Source organism: Limibacillus halophilus (assembly GCF_014191775.1).
Taxonomy (GTDB): domain Bacteria; phylum Pseudomonadota; class Alphaproteobacteria; order Kiloniellales; family CECT-8803; genus Limibacillus; species Limibacillus halophilus.
Window position 1 is genome coordinate 90027 of the sequence record NZ_JACHXA010000009.1, and the last position, 15811, is coordinate 105837.

Genomic DNA, 15811 nt, shown 5'->3' on the forward strand with positions numbered 1-15811 from the left:
AGTTAGGCCTTTTGATTGACCGGACTTTTGGCGGTTTCAGAGGTGCTGGACGTGATCCGGCCGCTGTCCAGATGCCAGACTTCGTCGGCGACCGCCAGCAGAGCGGGTCGGTGAGTGACGGCAATGATCGTCACCTGTCCTGCCAACGCGCGGATGCGCTTGCAGATATCCTGTTCCGATTTCGGATCAAGCGCGCTGGTCACCTCGTCGAGAAGCAAGAGCTTGGGCTTCAGTGCAAGGGCTCTGGCAAGCGCGACCCGCTGACGCTGGCCACCCGATAGACGGGTGCCGCGTTCGCCTACCACGGTGTCCAGGCCCTCCGGAAGCTTGGTTACGTAGTCCCAGGCCCCCGCGACTTTCAGGCTCTCCTCCACATCGGCCTCGCTGATGCGCGGGTCGCCCAGCGTGACGTTGGCGCGCACGGTGTCATGGAACAGAGCTAGTTCCTGGGGTACGTATCCGACCATGCCGCGCCACTGGTGCAGATCCAGATCTTCCAATGACCGGCCATCGAGAAGAACCTGACCGCTTTGCGGCCGGTGCAACCCCAGGATCAGGTCGATGATCGATGTCTTGCCGGCGCCTGAGGGGCCGGTCAGCACATAGATTCGGTTGGCTACAATGCGCGCCGAGAAATCCTTGAGGATTGGCAGGTCCTTGTGGCCGAAGGATACCTTGTCCAGCTCTATGCTCTGATTGAGCGACGGGACGCCGCGCCCTTGGTTGCTTTCCTGTTCCTTGCGCGCTTCTTTTATGAGGCTCTGCACGGCAACGTGCGCCGCTTCGAACACAACTGACTTCTGGAAATACTGCTGCACTTTACCGACCGCGCCCAGGGTCTGGATCAAGATGACGCCGACGACCAACAAGGGCGTTACCGGCGAACCCATGACGTCCGTGGCGATGAAGAAACTGATCGTCATGACCAGGACGATCAAGACCTCCTCGGCAGAGGTGCGGGCGACGTTGGAAATGACTTGTCGATGGAGGGCTTTTTGCAGCTGAGCGATGCGATCGGTGAACAACCTCTCAAGGCCTTCGTGTTTGGCCATGGCTTTGAGGGGTTTCATATTGTTGAGCGCATCGCTGAGGTGGATCACAAGCTCGGCCGTACGCTTTTGCTGCCGGTAACCCGCCTTTTTTGAAAGGCGTACCAGGAAGTTCAAGGACCCAGCGATGCTGACGCCGACGATAATGGCGTAAAGAGCGGCCTCCCACGAAATCGTAAGGGCGACGATAATCAGCACCAGCGCGCGTATCGACTCCGCCATGACCCGTGCGGCCATGAAGTAACTCTGTCCCGCCTGCGTTGCGTCGACGCTGACGGCGTTCGCCATCCGGCCAACCGGCTGTGAAGTGAAATAGGACCAACGCGCCGCCATGACGTTCTTCAATAAGCGCGCCCGCAGACCAGTCGAAACGCGGGCCACCGCATGCGCCACATGATTCATGGCGACAATTGTCAGAGTCGCCTTGAGGATGACCGCCACGACAATGAGCGACAACAGGTTCATCAGGTTGACGCTCAATCCGATGGAACCAAGTAGACCCGAAATCAGATCATAGGCAAGCGATCCCTCGGCACTCTGGTTCATCGCCACCGACAGCAGGGGCAGGAAGCTCGCCATGCCGAGTCCCTCGGCAAAGGACGCCAGAACCAGCGCGATCAAGACCGTCCAGGGATTGGCGTCCGGAGACTTGAAGAAAACCTTCAGGAGGTGGCGCATAAAAAGCGAGTATCCTTGGTATCGGGCGAGTTCGGTTTGCTGGCGGCCATCATGCCGCAGGACCGGTTCATTCGCAAATGCCCGGGACGGTTATTGAGACGCGGAGTTACTGACTCGGCAGGCGCTCGGCGACCTGCTCGGGGGAAAGCCTGGAAACCTTATCCAGTTCGACGCGCACATCACCCATACCAATCTTCGCTTCGATCAGGCGTGGAATGATGGGCCCACCGTCATAAGCACGGACCAATGTGAACCTCAAGCCGTCCGGATAGGGGGCTTGGCGCCGTTCCTTGTCGGTGAACCCGGCCATCCAATCGAGCCGCATTTCGCAGAAGAAACTGCCGTCGGAACCTTTCTCGGGTAAATGTTCAATGGTCATGTCGTAAAGTCTGCGCCCGTCGAACACCAACTCTCTGGCGGTGCAGTCGTTGCGGCTTTCGGCGCGTTCCAGCATCCAGGCAAAGCTACTCAACGGGTCAAAACTTTGGCGCCGCAAGTCCTCCGCTATGGCCTCGCGCTCATCATCCTGGACCGGGTCCGGCGAAGCCATCAACGCAGACGCCTCTTCGCCGTGAGATACCTCCGACCAACGGAACTTCTTCTCTTTGCGGTACTCGGTGCGGAAATAATGTGGTTTGAAGCGCTCTTCATCGCGCGAACCGCGGGCGGAGGCGTCAACGGTGAACATAGGTGAGAAAAAGGCCGGCAACCCATCCTTTTCCATATGCAGTTCGACGCTATAGGATTCGCGGTCCATAGCGACCAGAAGGTCGGCTTTCATGCTGTATATGCCCGCCACGTAGATATCGTATGACAGGCGGAAACCCGTGGGTTCGGCAGCGATAACCGGCGTCACCAATAGAGATAGGGTGACGGCGATTGGAGCAAAAAAGAACCGCTGCATCTTCGTTATGTTCATTCGTTTCTGAATCTCCATCTCCTGCAAAATAGGCCCGTAGGATTCACATTGGAAGAGGATCGCAATTGTAACACTCTACGTAGCGGTACCAGGAATCCTCCCCGCTATTGCGATCAACACCTGTTGACCCTCAACGCAGCTAAGATTTGAACTCTGCGGCAATCTCTTATATGAAGCCGCAGGTAAGCCCGCGAGACCGAATGATCGAATTCGGCTGGATTCGGACAGAACAGACAATAACCAATGGGGGCCGCGACGCTGCGGGGGCTGCAGGACGATGCCTAGATTGACCCATCTCGATCGCCTTGAGGCGGAAAGCATCGAAATCATGCGTGAGGTTGTGGCGGAATGCCGCAATCCCGTGATGCTCTATTCGATCGGTAAAGACTCCTCGGTCATGCTTCATCTGGCCCGCAAGGCGTTCCATCCGTCGGTGCCGCCTTTCCCGCTCATGCACATCGATACCACTTGGAAGTTCCGCGAAATGATCGCCTTTCGCGACAGGACGGTGGCCGAGGTGGGCATGAAGTTGATCACCTATACGAACGAAGAGGGCCGCAAGCAGGGCGTTACACCTTTCACCCACGGCTCGGCGGTCTATACGGACATTATGAAAACCGAAGCGCTGAAACAGGCGCTTGACCTGCACGGCTTTGATGCCGCGTTCGGCGGCGCACGGCGCGACGAGGAAAAGTCGCGTGCCAAGGAGCGTATTTTCTCCTTCCGTGCGCCCGGGCATCGCTGGGACCCCAAGCGTCAACGGCCGGAGCTCTGGAACCTCTACAACACGCGCATCAAAAAGGGCGAGAGCATTCGTGTTTTTCCCCTGTCGAACTGGACCGAACTGGATATCTGGCAGTACATCTACCGGGAAGAAATTCCCATCGTGCCGCTTTACTTCGCCGATGAACGACCGGTGGTCGAGCGCGACGGCGCACTCATCATGGTTGATGACGAGCGGCTGCCCTTGGCCGAAGGCGAAACGCCGCAGATGCGGCTTGTGCGTTTCCGAACGCTCGGGTGCTACCCCTTGACCGGTGCCATTGAAAGCCCCGCGCGCTCCTTGGCGGAGATCGTGGCGGAAACGCTGGCGGCCAAGACCTCCGAGCGCAGCGGACGGGTGATCGATCATGACGGCGCTGGCTCCATGGAACGCAAAAAGCAGGAGGGCTACTTCTGATGACGGCGCCGGATAGCCCAAGCCCCGAGGTGCTGACCGCGGAAACGGTGGAAGAATACCTGAAGGCTCAGGACGACAAGGATTTGCTGCGGTTTATCACCTGCGGCAGCGTCGACGACGGGAAGTCCACCTTGATTGGGCGTCTGCTCTATGAGTCAAAGCTGATTTTCGAGGATCAGCTTGCCACGCTGGAGGCGGATTCCAAGAAAGTCGGTACCCAGGGCGAAAAACTCGATCTGGCCTTGCTGGTCGATGGTCTGCAGGCCGAGCGCGAGCAGGGTATAACCATTGACGTGGCTTACCGGTTTTTTTCCACCGATGCCCGTAAGTTCATCGTCGCCGACACACCGGGGCACGAGCAGTACACCCGTAACATGGCGACCGGGGCTTCCACGGCGTCCGTCGCCGTCATTCTGATCGATGCCCGCAAGGGCGTTCTGACCCAAACCCGCAGGCACAGCCGTATTGTCTCGTTGGTCGGCATCCGCCATGTGGTCGTGGCCATCAACAAGATGGATTTGGTCGGCTACGACGTCTCGGTCTTTGAGAAGATCGAGCAGGAGTACCGGACTGCTGTCGCAGATCTTGGCTTTGCGGATATCCACTGTGTGCCGGTCTCGGCGCTGGACGGCGAAAACGTCGTGCAGCCCAGCCAGAAGATGCCCTGGTACAACGGGCCGACCTTGCTCAGCTACCTGGAGACGGTCCCGGTCGCGGATGCGGCCCTAGCGCAGAAATTCTGCATGCCGGTGCAGTGGGTCAACCGACCAAACCTCGATTTTCGCGGGTTTTCCGGGCGTATCGCCGGGGGGACCGTTCGCTGCGGCGACTCGATTCGCGTGCTTCCTTCCGGGGTGGAGAGCAGGGTGCGCTCAATCGTGACCTTCGACGGTGAACTGGACGAGGCGGGCGCCGATCAATCCGTGACCCTGACCTTGACCGATGAAGTCGATGTCAGCCGCGGCGATGTGATCGCGGCCGCCGCGCAACCGCCGCAGGCCGCCGATCAGTTCGAGGTAAAACTACTATGGATGGCCGAGCATCACTTGATGCCGGGGCGAGCCTACACGGTGAAGATCGGCACGAAACAGGTGACCGGTACGGTGACCGATATCAAGCATCTGATCGACGTCAATTCCGGCGCGCACCTGGCGGGCAAGGCGGTCGAGTTGAACGAGATCGCGGTGGTCAATATTTCCTTCGATCGCCCGGTGGTCTTCGAACCGTATCAGCAGAACCGGACGCTCGGTGCGTTCATCATGATCGATCGTATGACCAATGACACGGTCGGTGCGGGCATGATCGACTTCGCCTTGCGCCGTGCATCCAATATTCATTGGCAGGCGCTCGACGTATCGAAGGAATCCCGCGCTACATTAAAGAATCAAACGGCGCGTTGCTTATGGTTCACGGGCCTTTCAGGGTCGGGCAAGTCGACCATCGCAAACCTTCTGGAAAAGCGATTGCATTCCCTGGGCAAACACACCTACCTGCTGGACGGCGACAATGTGCGCCATGGTCTCAACCGAGACCTAGGCTTCACGGAGACGGACCGTGTTGAGAACATACGCCGGGTTGCCGAAGTATCTCGATTGATGGTCGATGCGGGATTGATTGTGCTGGTTTCCTTTATCTCGCCCTACCGGTCGGAACGTGATTTGGCACGTTCGCTCTTTGATGAGGGCGAGTTCCTGGAAGTCTTCGTGGATACGCCGCTGGCGCTTTGCGAGGCGCGCGATCCCAAAGGCCTCTACGCCAAGGCCAGACGCGGCGAGATCAAGAACTTCACCGGCATAGACAGCGGCTACGAGCCGCCGGAAAAACCGGAAATGCGTCTGGAAACCGCGGACCTCTCGCCTGAGCAAGCAGTGACCTTACTCCTGGATTACCTCAAGGAGCACTAGTAAGCGCCCAGGAGCTTTGGCAGCCAGAGCGAGATGGCCGGGAATGCGGCCAGGATCGCCAACCGCAAGAGGTCAATACCGACGAAGGGCAGGATGCCGCGCATGATGTCTTGCATGGCGATATCCGGCGCAACGCTTCGGATGACGAAGAGATTCATGCCCACCGGCGGCGTGATGAGCCCCAATTCAACCGTCACCACGGCGACAATGCCGAACCAGACCGGATCGAAACCGCTTTCCAGGATCAAGGGATAAAAGATCGGCACGGTCAGCAGGATCATGGCCAAGCTGTCCATGAAGCAGCCGAATATCACGTAGAAGACCAGAATGACGATCAGTACCTGCCAGGGCGCCAGGCCCCATTCGCGGATCAGTTCGACCATGCCGAAGGACAACTGGGAGACCGACAGCAGGAATCCGAAAATCTCCGCGCCAATGATGATCAGGAAAAGAGCGGCTGAGGTGACGACGGTATCGCGCAAAGCTTGCGCGAAAGCTTGCCGTTTCAGCCCCCGCGCCAAAGCGACCAACAGGGTCAGCATGGCGCCGGCGCCAGCGGCCTCGGTCGGCGTAAAAATGCCGCCGTAAAGACCGCCCATGACGGTTGCGAAGAGTAAGGCCACAGGGGATGCGCGCCATAGCAAGGGCCACAGAGGTTCGTCCTGTAGCGCCTCCGGGCGTCCCGCATCTTCAGGGTGCAGCTTTAAATGCAGGACGATGACCAGCAGGTAGAGGGCGAAGGCGAGTAGCCCGGGCAGAACGCCCGCCAGGAACAAGGCGCCGACCGACTGCTCGGTGATCAGGGCATAGAGCAACAGCGCTATGCTGGGTGGGATCATGATGCCCAGTGTGCCGCCAGCGGCCAGACTGCCGCTTGCCAAGCGGTTGCTGTAGCCCTGGCGCTTCATCTCCGGTAGCGCCACCCGACCCATCGTGGCGGCGGTGGCAAGGGATGAGCCGGAGACCGCGGCAAAGCCCGCACTGGCGGTCACCGAAGCCAAGGCGAGGCTGCCCCGCCAGCCGCCCATCAAGCGCCGGGCCGCTGCGAAAAGGTCTTTGGAGAGTCCAGTCTGGGCGGCCAAATTCCCCATCAGGAGAAACAAGGGAATCATGGTGAACGAGTAGTTGCTCGCCACTTCGAAGGGACCTGTCATGAAGAGCGAGACCGCTGGCTGCCAGCCGACGATCGCGGCAAACCCGCCCGCACCGGTCAGGATCATTGCCAGCGCCACCGGACAACGCAGCACGATCAACAAAAGTAAAATGCCGATTGCCAGGAATCCGATAGCCTCGGGGCTCATCAGCTCGACTCCGCTCGATGGTGGCGTGTCACGGCGCGAAGCACGGCAGCGAGTGCAAAAGCGGCGGAGGTGATGGTTATGAAACCGTGGAACAGGAAGAGCGGTATCTGCATATCCTGAGTCGCATCGCCCCGCTGTAGCGCGGTCAAGGTCTCCCAGGCGAAATTCCAGGCCATCAGACCACCCACACAACCGGCCAGGATCAGCCATAGCCGGTCCAAATACTGGCGTAGCGCCAGAGGGAAACGCGCCGTCAGGAATTCCACCCTGATCAAGCCTTCACCGGCAGCAAGTGGCAGGGCTGCGAAAATCAGAACGAGAAGCGCATAGCTGGCGGCCTCGATCGCGCCAGGAATCAGCAGGTCTATGGCGCCGCCACTGCTATCGTAAAGGATGCGCGCCAGAATGCTGGCAGCGACCACTAGCAGCAGGAATCCTAGGGCTGCCGAGGACAGAGCAACACTGATCGCAACGAGGCGCGGCATGGCCTTCCTTTACCGCGCCACCGGCGCGGTCCCGTATTCAATTGGCGATCATGGCACGGCAGTCGGCGACATAGCCTTTGAAATCCGCGTAGGTCTGGCGTGCCGGAAGCCCTTGGGCCTCCAATTCGGTCAGATAGGATTCCGTAACCCGTTGACCCGCCTCTTCCCAGGCGGCGGTTTGCGCGTCGGAGAGTTGGTAAATCGTGCCGCTTGCCGCGGCTGCCTCACGCCCGACAATATCGCCCTGATCATAACCCCGTCCGGCGATCACCGCCCATTTCATCCCGGAATTGGCATCGATCGCCGCTTTTCCCGCGGCACCAAGCCGGTCGTAGGCCGCCTTGTTCATGGTTGCGACGAAAGCCAGGGAGTAGAGGCCGATCTCCGTGTGATTGGGCGCAACCTCGTCTACACGAAAACCCTTCACTGCTTCCCAAGGCAGCATGAAGCCATCGATGGTTCCGCGTTGAGTCGCCTCGTAGATTCCGGGGGCGGGCATTCCTACGGGTTCCGCACCCAGCTCCTCCAACAGTTTACCGATCACCGTCGTCGGGCGGCGAATCTTCAGGCCCTTCAGGTCGTCCAGGCTGGTGACCGCTTTATCGCGCGTGTGCAGATGGCCGGGGCCATGCACATGCACATAGAGCACCTTGGTGTCCTCGTACTCCGAATCCAGCACACCGCTGTCGTAGAGCTTCTGGAACGCGCAGGAGCCTTCCTCCGCTGTCTTGAACAGCCCAGGAAGCTCGACGATTTGGCTCAGCGGAAAACGATTCGCAGTATAGCCCTGTACCGTCCAGGCGATCTCGGCAATGCCGTTCTTGGCGTTGTCGTAGCCCGCGGGCGCTTTGCCCAGGGTCTGTGCCGGGAAAACCTTCACCTCCAGTTCGCCGCCGGACGCCTGTTCCACGCTTCGTGCCCAGTCCTCGAAGATTACCTGATTCTGCCAGGATCCGGCTGGCATGAAGTGCGCGTAACGCAGCGTCGTCTCCGCCGCGCTCGTGTCCGTCGGCTGCCCCATGCTCCAAAGCGAACCAGCAATCAGGCCTGCAACGATAGCTTTTTTCATTTCGGTCGTTCCCCTGTTTTCTCGCGTCCGGCCGGGGCCAACCCTGCCCACGCGCAGCTTGCGGATCGGGCGTGAGCCTAGCGCCCCAACTCGACAATGCAAGTGCATAGCAAAGCTATAACCCCTCTGCATCTCCGGGAAACGGCGGCCTTGAGTCCGTTGGCGACCTGACCGCAGCGTCAAGAGACGGCGTGGCCCCCGAACCTCGTGGATGCGCTCACGGACCGCGACCAAATCACCCCGGTTTGCGGGTTTGTGCAAGACGGTGGCGAACCTGCTGTTAACGCTGTCGATCATGCGTTTTGAAGTTTGTGCAAAATTTTTCTTGCACCGTGGATTCATTGGTCTTATATCCGCATTCGTTGTCGTCAATCGCACGTGCCTGTGGTTGGGCCTAGTCGCGGGATCGGATCATCGGTTCCCCCCAGCTTAAAGCAACGACGTAAGACGGCTTTTTTGGTCTCTGCCGGCGAGTCCAACCGCCGGGGTCACTGAAGAGGCGCTTACTGTTTGCCATAGCCGTGCGGAATGACACTTTCCAAAGACATTCCGTAAGACCGATGAAGGGTCATGATAATCTGCCTGCCTGAGCGGCTCGCGGATGCTTATGAACCTGGATATCGGCCACGTGACGCAAACATTCCCTTTCGTTCGCTTGAAGGAGGAGTGTGGGTCATGACGGATCGTATCCGTGACTATTTCAAGGCTCTCCCGCATGAGGAGCCGACCCTGGTTATTGATCTCGACGTGGTTCGCCAGAACTACCTCGGATTTGCGCGTGCATTGCCGGATAGCCGGATTTTCTATGCCGTAAAGGCCAACCCAGCGCCCGAGATCCTGTCTCTGCTGGCCAGCCTGGGAAGCTGTTTCGATACAGCTTCGCTGCAAGAGATCCGCATGGCTCAGGCCGCCGGTGCTTCAGCCGAGCGCATCTCGTTTGGCAATACGATCAAGCGGGAAAGCGATATCGCCCGCGCCTACCAGTTGGGTGTTCGGCTTTTTGCCTTCGACAGCGATGCCGAACTGGAGAAGCTTGCGCGTCAAGCACCAGGCGCCAAGGTCTTCTGTCGCATTCTTTGTGACGGCGAGGGTGCGGAGTGGCCGCTGTCGCGTAAGTTCGGTTGCGAGCCCCGGATGGCCGAGCGTTTGATGCTCCGCGCCGCCGAACTGGGCCTCGATCCTTACGGCGTTTCCTTTCATGTCGGCTCCCAGCAGGCCAATACCATGGCCTGGGACGCCGCCTTGGCAACGGTCGGTCAGATTTTCCGCCGCCTGGAGCGCCTGGGCGTCAATCTGCGCATGGTAAACCTGGGCGGCGGTTTCCCAACCCGCTACACCAGGGACGTGCCGAATGCCGAACGCTACGGCTTTGCGATTCGTGATGCGCTCAGCCGCCATTTCGGCAACCGGTTGCCCGAGACCATTATCGAGCCGGGCCGTGGCATGGTCGGAAACGCAGGTATGATCCGTAGCGAAATTCTCCTGATCAGCCGTAAAAGCGATGCTGAGACGCAGCGTTGGATATATCTCGACATCGGAAAGTTCGGCGGGCTTGCCGAAACGATGGACGAGGCGATTCGCTATCCGATTGAGACACCCTGCGACGGTGCCGAAACGGAGGGTGCCATTCTTGCCGGTCCTACTTGCGATTCGGCGGATGTGCTCTATGAGAAGCGACCCTATGCGCTGCCCGTCAGTCTGGAGATCGGAGATCTGCTGCTGATCGGTGCTACGGGCGCTTATACCTCAACCTATTCATCCGTGGCCTTTAACGGTTTTCAGCCGCTTAGAACCGTCTGTATCTAACTCCCGGAAGGAGGATCCTGTTATGATGAGAATCATTGAACAGCGTCCCCAGGACGCTATTGCTGTCGCCGCACTTCTGCAGGACGTGTTCAACGGCAGTCATACGCGCAAGACCGTTCATCGGCTGCGTAGCGGTCGCCTCCCGGCTGACGGCCTGGCTTTGGCCGCCTGGGAGAACGACGCCCTGATTGGCAGCGTCACCTTGTGGGACGTTGCGGTCGGCGAACCGCATCGCTCAGCCTTGTTGCTGGGGCCGCTCGCCGTTCGGTCCGAGCGGCGGGGTGAGGGTTTTGGAATCGGCTTGATGGAGGTGGCTTTGCGGCGTGCGCGCGCCAAGGGTCACGGGGCGATCCTTCTGGTCGGCTGTGCGTCTTATTACGGACGCTTTGGCTTCTCCACGCTGCCCACACGCTCGTTGACCCTGCCGGGGCCGGTCGAGCGCAATCGCTTCTTGGGCCTGGAGTTGCGGCCCGGCTGGTTGCGTGGTCTTTCCGGGATGGTGCGCCCCGCAGCGCCCCTCTTTTTCGAGCAGCGCGCGGTCGCCTGATCCGCAATCAATTTAGTGCTAGAGTGAACCGGGCCGGGTTGTCGGCCCGGTTCCGCGTTTTATCGAATTTTGAGACTTGATCGAGACGAGAGGGAGTTCTGCTATGGCTAACTGGCCCATTCATGCCAGCTTCGATGGCGACATGGTGATGATCGGTTTTGGTTCGATCGGTAAGGGAAGCCTGCCGCTGATCCTACGTCATATCGCCGTGGACCCGAAACGCGTTACCGTGATTTCGCCGGACGATAGCGGACGCCCGGAGGCCGAGGCGCTTGGCGTTACTTTCGTCAAGACTGCCATCACACCGGAAAATTTGGCCGCAACGCTCGATCCGTTGTTCACCAAGCCCGGTGGTTTCCTCGTCAATCTCTCGGTCGAGGTGTCATCGCTCGACTTGATCCGCTATGCCGCAACGAAAGACGCGCTTTACATCGATACCTGCATCGAACCATGGCCGGGCGGCTATACGGATCCCTCGCTATCACCATCCGAGCGTTCCAACTACGCCTTGCGTGAGACGGCCTTGGCGCTCCGCGCCGAACTGGGGACGGACAGCCCGACAGCCGTTCTGACCCACGGCGCGAATCCGGGCATGGTCAGCCATTTGGTCAAGCAGGCCTTGCTCAATTTGGCCAAGGATCTCGACGTGGCCACCGACGTCCCCAGAACCCGCGCTGGCTGGAGCGCGTTGGCGGAACGCCTGGGCGTGAAGGGCATACACATCGCGGAGCGCGATACCCAGGTCACGGGCCAACCCAAGCCAAAGGACGTGTTCCATAACACCTGGTCCATTGACGGTTTCATCTCCGAGGGTTTGCAGCCGACCGAGCTTGGTTGGGGTAGCTTCGAGGGCGACCTTCCCTTCGACGGCGGAGAGCATGCGTTCGGCGAGAAGGCCGCCATCTATCTGAATCGTCCCGGCTGCACCACCCGCGTCAGAACCTGGACGCCGGCCGCGGGCTCTATCATCGGCTACCTGATCACCCACTCGGAAGCGATCTCGATTGCCGATTACTTCACGATCAAGAACGCCGACGGCTCGCTGCGCTATCGCCCGACTTGCCACTACGCCTATCACCCCTGCGACGACGCAATCCTGTCGCTGCACGAGATGCAGGGCAATGGCCTGGAACCTCAGAGCCGCTTCCGCTTGCTCAATGACGAGATCATTCAGGGTATGGACGAGCTAGGCGTGCTGCTCTACGGCCATGCGAAGAATGCCTACTGGTACGGCTCGCAGCTTTCCATCGAGGAAGCGCGTGAACTGGCGCCCTACCAAAACGCAACCGGGCTTCAAGTGACCTCGGCCGTTCTTGCAGGCATGGTCTGGGCTCTGGAGAACCCGCGCCGTGGTGTCGTCGAGCCCGACGAGATGGATTTTGACCGGGTCTTGGAGATTCAAATGCCTTACCTCGGTCCGGTGATTGGGCAGTACAGCGACTGGACGCCGCTCAAGGGCCGCGAAGCATTGTTCCCGGAGGATGTGGACCGGGACGAGCCCTGGCGCTTCAAGAACGTCATCGTTCGCTGACAGTGGGAATATGGGTCCGGGCTGACGTTGATTCCTGAGGTTTAGCACGGCGGGCGGCTTGCTTTTTGTGGTGGGCCGGGTATTTTTGTTGATCAATTGTTCAACTTTCCGCGGGGCCGTGCGATCATGCCAAAGGTGGGAATGGAGCCGATCCGTCGGCGGCAACTGATCGCCGCAACCATCGAGGCAATACACGATCGCGGCTTTTGCGGCGTCACCATTGGCGAGATCGCGAAGCGTGCGGGGCTGTCCTACGGACTGGCGCATCACTACTTCGGCAGCAAGGAGCAGTTGCTGGCTGCCACTATGCGCCAGTTGCTGGATTCGCTGGGGCTGGAGCTACGCCAGCGTCTGGCTAAGGCGACCACACCCGATGAGCGAGTCCGAGCCATCATTGCCGCCAATTTCGGCGACACCCAGTTCACAAAAACGTTGATATCGGCTTGGTTGGCCTTCTATTTGCAAGCCCAGACCGGCCCTAATGCCCGCCGGCTGTTGCAGATTTATCAGATACGCTTGGCGCGTAACTTCGCCTATGCTTTCCGTGCTTATCTGCCCCCGGAGGAAGCGCGCGCTTGCGCGATCGGGGCGGCAGCCATTATCGACGGTCTCTGGCTGCGCTACGCACTCGCTGGACGGATACCTGATCCAGCGGACGCCATTGCCTGGGCCGAAGGTTTGATTTTCCGTCTGATCGGGAGACATGAGATTGCCTAGATCCTACACCGACGAGAGCGACTTCATCATCGTCGGCGCCGGGTCCGCCGGTTCGGCCATGGCCAACCGCCTGTCGGAAGACGGAGCCAACAGCGTCTTGGTGCTGGAATACGGCGGCAGCGATTTCGGTCCTTTCATCCAGATGCCGGCAGCACTCTCCTATCCCATGAACATGCGCACTTACGATTGGGGTTACTGGTCGGAGCCGGAGCCTCATCTGGGTGGGCGCAGTTTGGCTTGCCCGCGCGGCAAGGTGATTGGTGGGTCTTCCTCCATAAATGGAATGGTGTACGTACGCGGTCACGCTTGCGATTACGATACTTGGGAGGAAATGGGCGCCAAGGGATGGGGTTACCGAGATGTGCTTCCCTATTTCAAACGTCTGGAGAATTCTCACGGCGGCCAGGAGGGGTGGCGCGGCAACGACGGCCCCTTGCATGTCAGCCGCGGGAAGCAGAAAAATCCGCTTTACAGTGCCTTCATAGAGGCGGGTCGGCAGGCGGGGTATCCTGTCACGGAAGATTATAACGGCGCCCAACAGGAAGGCTTCGGCGCCATGGAGATGACAATCTGGAAGGGGCGTCGCTGGTCCGCGGCCAACGCCTACCTGAAACCGGTGCGCGCACGCGCCAATCTGGAAATGCGTACGCGCACGATGGTTCGCCGCATTCTCTTCGATGGCAAACGTGCCGTTGGCGTTGAGGTCGACCGGGGTGGCCGCATCGAGCGTTATCACGCCCGCCGCGCCGTCATAATGGCGGCGTCCTCGATCAACTCGCCGAAGATTCTCATGCTCTCGGGCATAGGTCCGGCCGCGCAACTCCGCGAACAAGGGATCGAGGTTGTCGCCGACCGCCCGGGCGTTGGGGAAAACCTGCAGGACCACCTTGAGCTTTACCTGCAGATGGAATGCCTGCAGCCCATCACACTGTATAAGCACCTGAACCTGATTTCCAAGGGTATGATCGGTCTGCGTTGGCTGCTGTTCAAAAACGGCCTGGGAGCGACCAACCATTTTGAGTCGGCAGCCTTCGTCCGCTCCAAGGCAGGGGTCAAGTACCCTGATATTCAGTATCATTTCCTGCCGGTCGCCATTCGCTACGACGGCAAGGCGCCCGCCAAGGCGCACGGCTTCCAGGCCCATGTTGGTCCCATGCGTTCGCCCTCGCGCGGCTGGGTGCGTCTGCGCTCCGGCGATCATCGCGATGCGCCGAGAATTCAGTTCAACTACATGTCCTCGCCGCAGGATTGGGAGGATTTCCGAACCTCCATCCGCATGACGCGGGAGATTTTCTCACAACCCGCTTTCGCGCCTTATGTGGGCCGCGAGATCACACCGGGCGTTGCCGTTCAGGAGGATGCCGCGCTGGACGATTTCATCCGCGAGGCCGTGGAGAGCGCCTATCACCCCTGTGGCACCTGCCGCATGGGCGCTGCAGACGATGTGAACGCCGTGGTTGACCCGGAGTGCAGGGTCATAGGCGTCGAAGGACTCTACGTTGCCGATTCCTCGATCTTTCCAAGGATCACGAACGGCAACCTGAATGGCCCCTCAATCATGGTCGGCGAGAAGGCAAGCGATCATATTCTGGACCGCGAGCCCTTGCCGTCTGCCAATCAGGAACCCTGGATCAACCCGAATTGGCAGACCAGCCAGCGCTGAGGAAACCCAGCAGCGAAGAAACTTTGCACGACCGGGAAAAGCATCCTACATCTATCAGCATGATCGAAGATTTTACCGACCCACAGATCGAACGCTATGCCCGCCACCTGGTGTTGCCGGAGATCGGTGACGAGGGGCAGGCGCGTTTGCTGAGTGCCAGCGTGCTGATCGTCGGCGCGGGTGGTCTTGGCTCGCCGCTGTTGCTCTATCTGGCTGCTGCCGGTGTTGGCCGTTTGGGCGTCGTCGAGGACGATAGCGTCGATCTGTCGAACCTGCAGCGCCAGGTTTTGCACGACACGCCCGCCGTGGGCAGCCACAAGGGCGACAGTGCCCGTGAGCGCCTGGCCGCGATCAATCCGGAGGTCGAGGTGACGCTCCACAAGACGCGCCTGACGGCGGAGAACGCGGGCGAGATCGTCGCTGGCTATGATCTGGTGGCCGACGGGTCGGACAACTTCGCCACCCGCTTCCTGGTTAACGATGCCTGCTATCTGGCCGGGAAGACTCTGGTATCGGCGGCAATCATGCGCTTCGACGGACAGCTTTCGACCTTCAAGGCGCACCAGCGTCACGAAGGGGAGGAGGCGCATCCTTGCTACCGCTGTCTCTTTGGCGAGCAGCCGGAGCGTGATCCCAAGCAGTCCTGCGCCGATGTCGGGGTGCTGGCCAGTCTGCCGGGCGTGATGGGCAGCCTGCAAGCCACCGAGGTCATCAAGGAAATTACCGGCGCGGGCGACTCTCTTTCGGGCCGCCTGCTGCTCTACGACGCCCTTTCGACCAGCTTCCGGGTGATCCGCGCCAAGCCCGACCCGGCCTGCCTGCTCTGCGGCCCGCAGGCGCGCATCACCAGCCTGGACCCGGCCCGCTACCGCCCCGAAGAAGCCGTCTGCGAGAGCTGAAATCTTAGGTTGAAATACTTAGATTTTTGAATAACTCTGCCTAATTAACGATACGATTTTCAG

The 15811-nt window shown here is 59.9% G+C and carries 13 protein-coding genes; 8 read left to right on the forward strand and 5 right to left on the reverse strand.

The window, feature by feature from the left end; translation table 11 throughout:
* Window positions 1-2: 2 nt before the first annotated feature.
* Together FHR98_RS14355 and FHR98_RS14360 are read right to left on the reverse strand one after the other, a co-directional pair.
* Window positions 3-1727, reverse strand: coding sequence for an ABC transporter ATP-binding protein (locus tag FHR98_RS14355; RefSeq protein WP_183417422.1), 1725 nt, complete (start codon window positions 1725-1727; stop codon window positions 3-5).
* A 106-nt stretch (window positions 1728-1833) separates the two neighbouring features.
* Entirely contained in the window at window positions 1834-2646 is an 813-nt protein-coding gene (locus FHR98_RS14360) for a DUF3108 domain-containing protein (protein ID WP_183417423.1), read from the reverse strand.
* 286 nt (window positions 2647-2932) lie between these two features.
* Between FHR98_RS14360 and cysD the strand changes: the two genes are divergently transcribed.
* Window positions 2933-3826 (forward strand): sulfate adenylyltransferase subunit CysD, encoded by an 894-nt coding sequence (gene cysD, locus FHR98_RS14365; RefSeq protein ID WP_322091268.1) that lies wholly within the window; start codon window positions 2933-2935, stop codon window positions 3824-3826.
* Window positions 3826-5730, forward strand: a complete 1905-nt coding sequence (gene cysN / locus FHR98_RS14370; protein WP_183417425.1) for a sulfate adenylyltransferase subunit CysN — start codon at window positions 3826-3828, stop codon at window positions 5728-5730. Before cysD ends, cysN begins: the two co-directional genes overlap by 1 nt.
* Here the strand turns inward: cysN and FHR98_RS14375 are convergent.
* From FHR98_RS14375 to FHR98_RS14385, 3 genes are read right to left on the reverse strand one after another with little or no spacing between them, the layout of a single operon-like run.
* Window positions 5727-7031 (reverse strand): TRAP transporter large permease, encoded by a 1305-nt coding sequence (locus FHR98_RS14375; RefSeq protein WP_183417426.1) that lies wholly within the window; start codon window positions 7029-7031, stop codon window positions 5727-5729. The two genes, cysN and FHR98_RS14375, sit on opposite strands and share 4 nt — an antisense overlap.
* Window positions 7031-7516, reverse strand: coding sequence for a TRAP transporter small permease (locus FHR98_RS14380; RefSeq protein WP_183417427.1), 486 nt, complete (start codon window positions 7514-7516; stop codon window positions 7031-7033). The genes FHR98_RS14375 and FHR98_RS14380 overlap by 1 nt, the downstream gene beginning before the upstream one ends.
* A 37-nt stretch (window positions 7517-7553) precedes the next feature.
* On the reverse strand, window positions 7554-8585 hold the full coding sequence (locus FHR98_RS14385) for a TRAP transporter substrate-binding protein (RefSeq protein ID WP_183417428.1): 1032 nt from the start codon (window positions 8583-8585) through the stop codon (window positions 7554-7556).
* A gap of 675 nt (window positions 8586-9260) precedes the next feature.
* Between FHR98_RS14385 and FHR98_RS14390 the strand changes: the two genes are divergently transcribed.
* The 6 genes from FHR98_RS14390 to FHR98_RS14415 all read left to right on the forward strand — a co-directional run bounded on the left by FHR98_RS14390 (window position 9261) and on the right by FHR98_RS14415 (window position 15748).
* Complete coding sequence (locus FHR98_RS14390) at window positions 9261-10391, forward strand: type III PLP-dependent enzyme (protein ID WP_183417429.1); 1131 nt, start codon at window positions 9261-9263, stop codon at window positions 10389-10391.
* Between the two features lie 22 nt (window positions 10392-10413).
* On the forward strand, window positions 10414-10938 hold the full coding sequence (locus tag FHR98_RS14395) for a GNAT family N-acetyltransferase (RefSeq protein WP_183417430.1): 525 nt from the start codon (window positions 10414-10416) through the stop codon (window positions 10936-10938).
* A gap of 103 nt (window positions 10939-11041) precedes the next feature.
* The gene (locus tag FHR98_RS14400; RefSeq protein WP_183417431.1) at window positions 11042-12469 is read left to right on the forward strand and encodes a homospermidine synthase; all 1428 of its coding nucleotides are present in this window, start codon (window positions 11042-11044) and stop codon (window positions 12467-12469) included.
* A gap of 126 nt (window positions 12470-12595) precedes the next feature.
* The gene (gene betI / locus FHR98_RS14405; protein ID WP_183417432.1) at window positions 12596-13186 is read left to right on the forward strand and encodes a choline-binding transcriptional repressor BetI; all 591 of its coding nucleotides are present in this window, start codon (window positions 12596-12598) and stop codon (window positions 13184-13186) included.
* Window positions 13179-14849, forward strand: a complete 1671-nt coding sequence (gene betA / locus FHR98_RS14410) for a choline dehydrogenase (protein WP_281369960.1) — start codon at window positions 13179-13181, stop codon at window positions 14847-14849. The genes betI and betA overlap by 8 nt, the downstream gene beginning before the upstream one ends.
* Before the next feature lie 59 nt (window positions 14850-14908).
* Window positions 14909-15748, forward strand: a complete 840-nt coding sequence (locus FHR98_RS14415; protein ID WP_183417493.1) for a HesA/MoeB/ThiF family protein — start codon at window positions 14909-14911, stop codon at window positions 15746-15748.
* The last annotated feature ends 63 nt before the right edge of the window (window positions 15749-15811 follow it).